General features: G+C 67.4%; 7 protein-coding genes and 1 pseudogene. 2 read left to right on the top strand and 6 right to left on the bottom strand.

Annotation, left to right across the window (positions count from 1 at the left end):
* The 3 genes and pseudogenes from JWP64_RS05675 to JWP64_RS05665 form a co-directional block, all read right to left on the bottom strand.
* A pseudogene (locus tag JWP64_RS05675) lies at positions 1–309 on the bottom strand (toluene monooxygenase); the annotation flags it as partial.
* Between the two features lie 23 nt (positions 310–332).
* Complete coding sequence (locus JWP64_RS05670; protein ID WP_297493146.1) at positions 333–1,298, bottom strand: nuclear transport factor 2 family protein; 966 nt, start codon at positions 1,296–1,298, stop codon at positions 333–335.
* A gap of 4 nt (positions 1,299–1,302) precedes the next feature.
* The gene (locus JWP64_RS05665) at positions 1,303–2,319 is read right to left on the bottom strand and encodes a type 1 glutamine amidotransferase domain-containing protein (RefSeq protein WP_297493144.1); all 1,017 of its coding nucleotides are present in this window, start codon (positions 2,317–2,319) and stop codon (positions 1,303–1,305) included.
* 132 nt (positions 2,320–2,451) lie between these two features.
* Between JWP64_RS05665 and JWP64_RS05660 the strand changes: the two genes are divergently transcribed.
* Both JWP64_RS05660 and JWP64_RS05655 read left to right on the top strand, forming a co-directional pair.
* Positions 2,452–2,742: a hypothetical protein gene (locus JWP64_RS05660; protein WP_297493142.1), complete on the top strand. Its 291-nt coding sequence runs from the start codon at positions 2,452–2,454 to the stop codon at positions 2,740–2,742.
* Between the two features lie 347 nt (positions 2,743–3,089).
* Complete coding sequence (locus JWP64_RS05655) at positions 3,090–4,295, top strand: GAF domain-containing protein (protein WP_297493140.1); 1,206 nt, start codon at positions 3,090–3,092, stop codon at positions 4,293–4,295.
* On the opposite strand, the gene JWP64_RS05650 is transcribed toward JWP64_RS05655, so the two are convergent.
* The 3 genes from JWP64_RS05650 to JWP64_RS05640 all read right to left on the bottom strand — a co-directional run.
* Positions 4,252–4,503: a hypothetical protein gene (locus tag JWP64_RS05650; protein WP_297493137.1), complete on the bottom strand. Its 252-nt coding sequence runs from the start codon at positions 4,501–4,503 to the stop codon at positions 4,252–4,254. The two genes, JWP64_RS05655 and JWP64_RS05650, sit on opposite strands and share 44 nt — an antisense overlap.
* Positions 4,504–4,605: 102 nt before the next feature.
* Positions 4,606–4,743 carry a hypothetical protein gene (locus JWP64_RS05645; protein ID WP_297493134.1) on the bottom strand — a complete coding sequence of 46 codons (138 nt, stop codon included), beginning with the start codon at positions 4,741–4,743 and terminating at the stop codon, positions 4,606–4,608.
* A 12-nt stretch (positions 4,744–4,755) separates the two neighbouring features.
* Positions 4,756–4,962, bottom strand: a 207-nt coding sequence (locus JWP64_RS05640; RefSeq protein ID WP_297493132.1) for a hypothetical protein, incomplete at its 5' end; no start/stop codon positions are given.

Below are 4,962 nucleotides of genomic sequence, written 5' to 3'. Positions count from 1 at the left end.
GATGAGAGCGACCGCGCCGAAATGCTGCTTGGCCACCGACTTCCAGCCCTCGTCCAGCTGGTCGAAGACCCGGGATTTCTGCAGCACCGCCTTTACCGAGTAGGCGCCGGTTTCCTTCTCCCGCTGTATCGCGACATACTCGGGATAGGTCACCTTGTAGGGCTCGTCCCACGTCGCCCACGCCTCACGGGGAACCTTTCCCTGCCCGCACATCCACTCCGGGAACACCGCCTCGTAGTCCACGTAGGACAGCTCCCAGTCGAGGTCGCGTGCGATGTCGTACCACTTTTCCCGAGCCATGCGTGCCATGACGTACCTCCCGCCAGATCGCCCTAGTCGACCTCGAACCAGCCGAGTTGCTTCTTCCAATGCGCGTTGTCCCAGTAGGAGACGACATCGTCGATCAACCCGTGGCCGGTGACGTGAAACAGGAACAGGTGCGGCAGCTCGTAGTGACCGCCGGCGCAGGCGATGACACCGAAGGCCTTGGTCTGGGTCCCGCTGATGTCGGCCTGCACCGCGACATTGCCCTCTCCGTCAGCGCGGACGCTGGTCACCGTGTTGGTCAGGTCGGGGAAGGCGTCGATCAGCGCGGTCCAGATCGGCTTGCCGACGGTGCAGACCTTGCCTTCGCCGTGCAGCACCCGCTGACGGCCCCACACCTCGAATGGCACATACCGGAAGTCGGCGTTGTCCGCGCACAGTTCGACCATGCGCTCCACATCACGCGCCCGGTAGGCGTCGAAGAACCTGAACACCGTCGCCCTGGCCGTCGCTTCGCGCGTTGTCGAGCCGGAGCCCGCTCGCAGTGCCTCGGTACCCCTCACCACCTCACCTTGCCGTGATCGTGATCTTGTCGAGCCGTTTGATGCCGAGCCGGCGATGTCGAGCCGTTTGACGCCAAGCCGGCGATAGAGCTGGTTCTGGTCCCAGTACGTAGTAACAGCGCTGATCCGCCCGTCGGGTGTGACCTCCAGCATCCAGGCCTGGTCGAGGTCGACATGCTTTGCCAGGTTGGCTGCCTCGAGAAAGGCATCGGCCTGGGTCCCTTCGATGGTGATCTCGGCTACGGCGGTGTTGTCGGTTGTGACGAACAGCCGTCGCAACCGGATCAGCAGGTCGGGAAAGGACCTGGCCAGCCCATGCAGGTAGTCCGCACCCTCGGCCGCCATTGAGCCGTGCACCTGCAATGGCATCAGGGATACGGCGGCGTCCGGTGTCACCATGCGCAAGATCTCGTCCACGTCGCCAACCTGCATACGATCGAAGAGGTCTTGCGCCACCTTGCGCGTACTCATCTGTTCAGATCGCCAGGAGCTTGAGCACGGCGCATGCGGCGGCTTCGGATGAACCCTCGTTCTGAGCCGTGATGAGATTCCGGTCGATGACCACGTGGGACACCCAGGCCGCATCGCCGTCGTCGAAGATCGCGCCGCGGTTCTTCAGTGCTGCCTCCAGCGACCAGGGCATGCCGATCTTCCCCGCCTTGGTCTGGTCCTCCTCCTCGTCGGTGAACGCGGTTATCTTGTAGCCGTCGAACATCCACGCCCCATCGATCTCCGGGGCGGACAGCAGCGCCGCCGGTCCGTGACACAACGCGCCGACGATCCTGCCCGCGCCGTACATCAGCCCCAGGACACGGCCGACATCGGCGTTATCCGGCAGGTCGACCAGCGCCCCGTGGCCGCCTGGGATGAACACGCCGTCACAGGACACGATCTCCTCATCGGTCAGCCCACTCAGACTGCGGGGACGCTGCAGCCCGGGAATCGCTGAGAGGGTCTCGACCGCCTGCCGGGCGTTCGCCTGGCTGGCCTGCCACACCTGGTCCCGGATCTCCCCGATCCGCTCCACGGACAACCGGCTGGTCACCTCCTCGTCCTCCGCGAGCGTCTTGGTGAAGTCAATGTTGCGCCGCCAGGCCCGCTGCGCTGCCGATTCGACGGCCTTGCGCGCCTCCACCGGCCCCATCCCCGTTTCCAGCAGGGCGAGGTAGGTCCGCCGGACCGCCACCAGGTTCAGCTCGCTGAAGTGGGTGAACGTCACCCGGACGCGGTCTGAGTGATAGGCGAACCTGCGGAGCACCGAGAACATGAAGTCCTCGTCCACCTGCGGATAATGGAAGAACGGCTCAAGGCCCCACGGGTCAAGCTGCGGCACCTTCCCGTCCGAGGTGGCAATGACCACGTCGACGCCTGCGGCCACGAATGTCTCATATGGCTCTCTCACCTCTTCCGCCCGGTAACCGGTTGGATGATCGATGCCGTCCGCCAATCTGATCATCCGTGCGCTGGATACGATCATGAGCAGCTTTGCCATACGAACTCCCGGGATGACGAGGCTGACCCTTTCGCACTGCCAGCGAGGTACGGCGGGCTTCACAAGTATTCTCCCCCCGCCCGGGGCGGGGAAGCTGTCGGATCAGGGCCCCGGCAAGGTTGCGATGAGTGGGTGCTGACCTTCTGCGCGGACGTAGGATCGACTGGGCACGACCTTCTGGTGATCATCGGCGTGTCGGTGCAGGTCGTTCTTATGGATCACGAGCCGCACCTGATGTCGGTGTTCGAAAAGGCCAGCGGCACACCGCCAACAAGTAGTGCCCACCCCGCTCGCGCAGGTGATCGGCATGACCGCCCCGGGTGTGCACGCAAGCCCGCCCTGCTGCGTCGGCTGCACGCGCTGCCCTGGGCACAGGTCGGGCCCGCCGACCGCGAGCCCGGCCGCCACTTCAAGATCACCTGACGGCTTTGCCGGGACCCTGGCTGTCGGATGCCTGCAGCACTTGTGCCCATTCCTGCGCAACGGATGGCCCGGCTCTGGGTGAGAGCCGGAGCCGCGAGCGATTTCGCCTGGTTGCTTGTGGCCAGATGTCCGTCGCGATCCCGGCCGATGTCAGGCCCGGTCCTGCATGCAGTGTGCGGGTGAGGTCGGGCTGCCCGTTGCTGCCCTGCGTGGCGTGGGTTGCTTCTGAGTATGGTGGGTAGGCAGGCCGGGGCTGGGTCGCCACGCCCATCGTGATCCAGGGCCGCGACTGGGGCGTGACGGCGCCGCGACCTGGGGAAGAACGTGCCGACTGGCACCGACTCCGCATGGAGGACGTCATGGAAGTCGCCGGGGCCGCCCTCGCAGGCGCCCAGGCCGAGCAGAAACTGCGCGAACTCGCCGACACGCAGGTCTCACTGCGCCGCCTGGCCATGCTGATAGCGCGGGGCGAACCGCCCGAGGCGGTGTTCGTGGCCGTGACCAAGGAAGTCCTGCGGCAATTCGGTCACGGCATCGCCAGCGTGATCAGATATGAGTTCGACGGAACGACGACCCTCCTCGCCCACGAGGGCACGATGGGCCCCCACGTGCGGGTCGGCCAACTCTGGGCGGGCCATCCGCCGACCGGGCTGACCGCGACCGTCCTGCGCTCCGGGCGGCCCGCCCGTACCGATGACTACCACGACATCCCGGGCGGGGAGCCGTATCTCTGTGGGGGGCTACGGTCTGCGGTCGCGGTGCCGATACACGTCAAGGACCGGCTGTGGGGAATGATCGCCGTCGGGTCTGGGCAGGGGTCACTGCCGCCCGACACCGAGCAGCAGATGACGGAGTTCACCGATTTGGTGGCCACGGTGGTCGCGAACGCACACAGCCGGGCTGAGCTCATGGCCGCCCGCGCGCGGCTAGTCTCCGCATCGGACGAGGCCCGTCGGCGGATCGAGTCCGACCTCCACGACGGCGCGCAGCAACGCCTCGTTTCGCTGATCCTCAGGCTGCGTCTGGTAGCGGAGGCATCCTCAGAACATGGCGAGATCCGTACCGAGATCGAGGACGTAGCCGCTGAGCTCGCGGGCGTGATCGATGACCTACGGGAGCTCTCCCGCGGCATACACCCGGCGATCCTGTCCAAGGCGGGACTGCGCCCGGCACTGCGCGCGCTCGCGCGGCGCTCAGCCGTCCCGGTGGTCATAGACGTGCGGGTCCACAACCGGCTTCCCGAGTCTGTCGAAATGGGCGCCTACTGCGCCGTCTCGGAGATACTCGCCAACGCGGCGAAGCACGCACGTGCCTCGGTTGTCGAGGTGGACGCGGAGGCCCTCGGCGCCACGCTCCGGGTGCGCGTGCGTGACGACGGTATCGGCGGCGCCGACCCGGTGCGGGGCTCAGGGCTGGTCGGGCTGAGGGACCGGATCGAGGCGCTGGGCGGGACGTTCTCCGTGCACAGCCCGGTGGGCTGCGGCACCACGGTGTCCTGTGAGCTTCCGGTTATGGCCGGCGGCGGGTATCCGGACGCGGACCCTGCGGAGTAGCCGATGCCGAGATGACGGGCCAGCGGTGCTCGACGCGCCGGTAGAGCACCGCGGCCGGGTCGTTGGCGCCTTCGATGCCGCGCAGGCTCTCGGTGTCGGGGACCGCGTGCGGGATGTCCCATCCCAGCTCGTGGGCGTGGCGCAGCATCCGGGTAAGGGCAGGTTCGGCGGGCAGGTCGAGCACGGCGGGCGCCCGCTCGGTCAGCACGGCCTGGATCGCTTCCTCGAGGTGCTGGTCGTTGGCCGCCTGGACGCCCCGGCGGTAGAGGTTGGCCAGCTCGGACAGCCGTTCCCGGGGTCTCCGTGACGCTCACTCGGCGGCGGCGAGCGCGGCGAGCATCTCGTCGAGGCCGATGCCGGCATGCAACGGGCCGAGGGTGAACGACTCCTCGGTACCGACGGTATAGAGGTGGAATCGGCGGCCGTAGCCGGTCCGAGCGGGGTCCACTGCCCGATGAGCTCACGCCAGGGTCGCGCACCACTCGGTCAACCGGGCCCGGATGGTGTCCTGGATGCGACGCAGGTAGTCGAACAGGTCGGGATCGGTGGCCAGCTGCACGTAGTCCGGGGAGGCCAGCCAGGGCAGCACGGGGTACCAGCCGCCGCCGGCGGCGCGCTGCTGGCTCAGCGCGCGGTGCAGGACATCGCCGGCGAATTGGAGGTTGCC

This window comes from Pseudonocardia sp., from assembly GCF_025465255.1.
Lineage (GTDB): Bacteria > Actinomycetota > Actinomycetes > Mycobacteriales > Pseudonocardiaceae > Pseudonocardia.
Note: the sequence above shows the minus strand (reverse complement) of the source record. Positions and strands in the feature narration are given on the sequence as shown.

Coding starts and splice junctions, on each gene's coding strand:
- JWP64_RS05665 (WP_297493144.1), bottom strand. CDS start 2,319: ATGGCAAAGCTGCTCATGATCGTATCCAGCGCACGGATGATCAGATTG.
- JWP64_RS05670 (WP_297493146.1), bottom strand. CDS start 1,298: ATGAGTACGCGCAAGGTGGCGCAAGACCTCTTCGATCGTATGCAGGTT.
- JWP64_RS05655 (WP_297493140.1), top strand. CDS start 3,090: ATGGAGGACGTCATGGAAGTCGCCGGGGCCGCCCTCGCAGGCGCCCAG.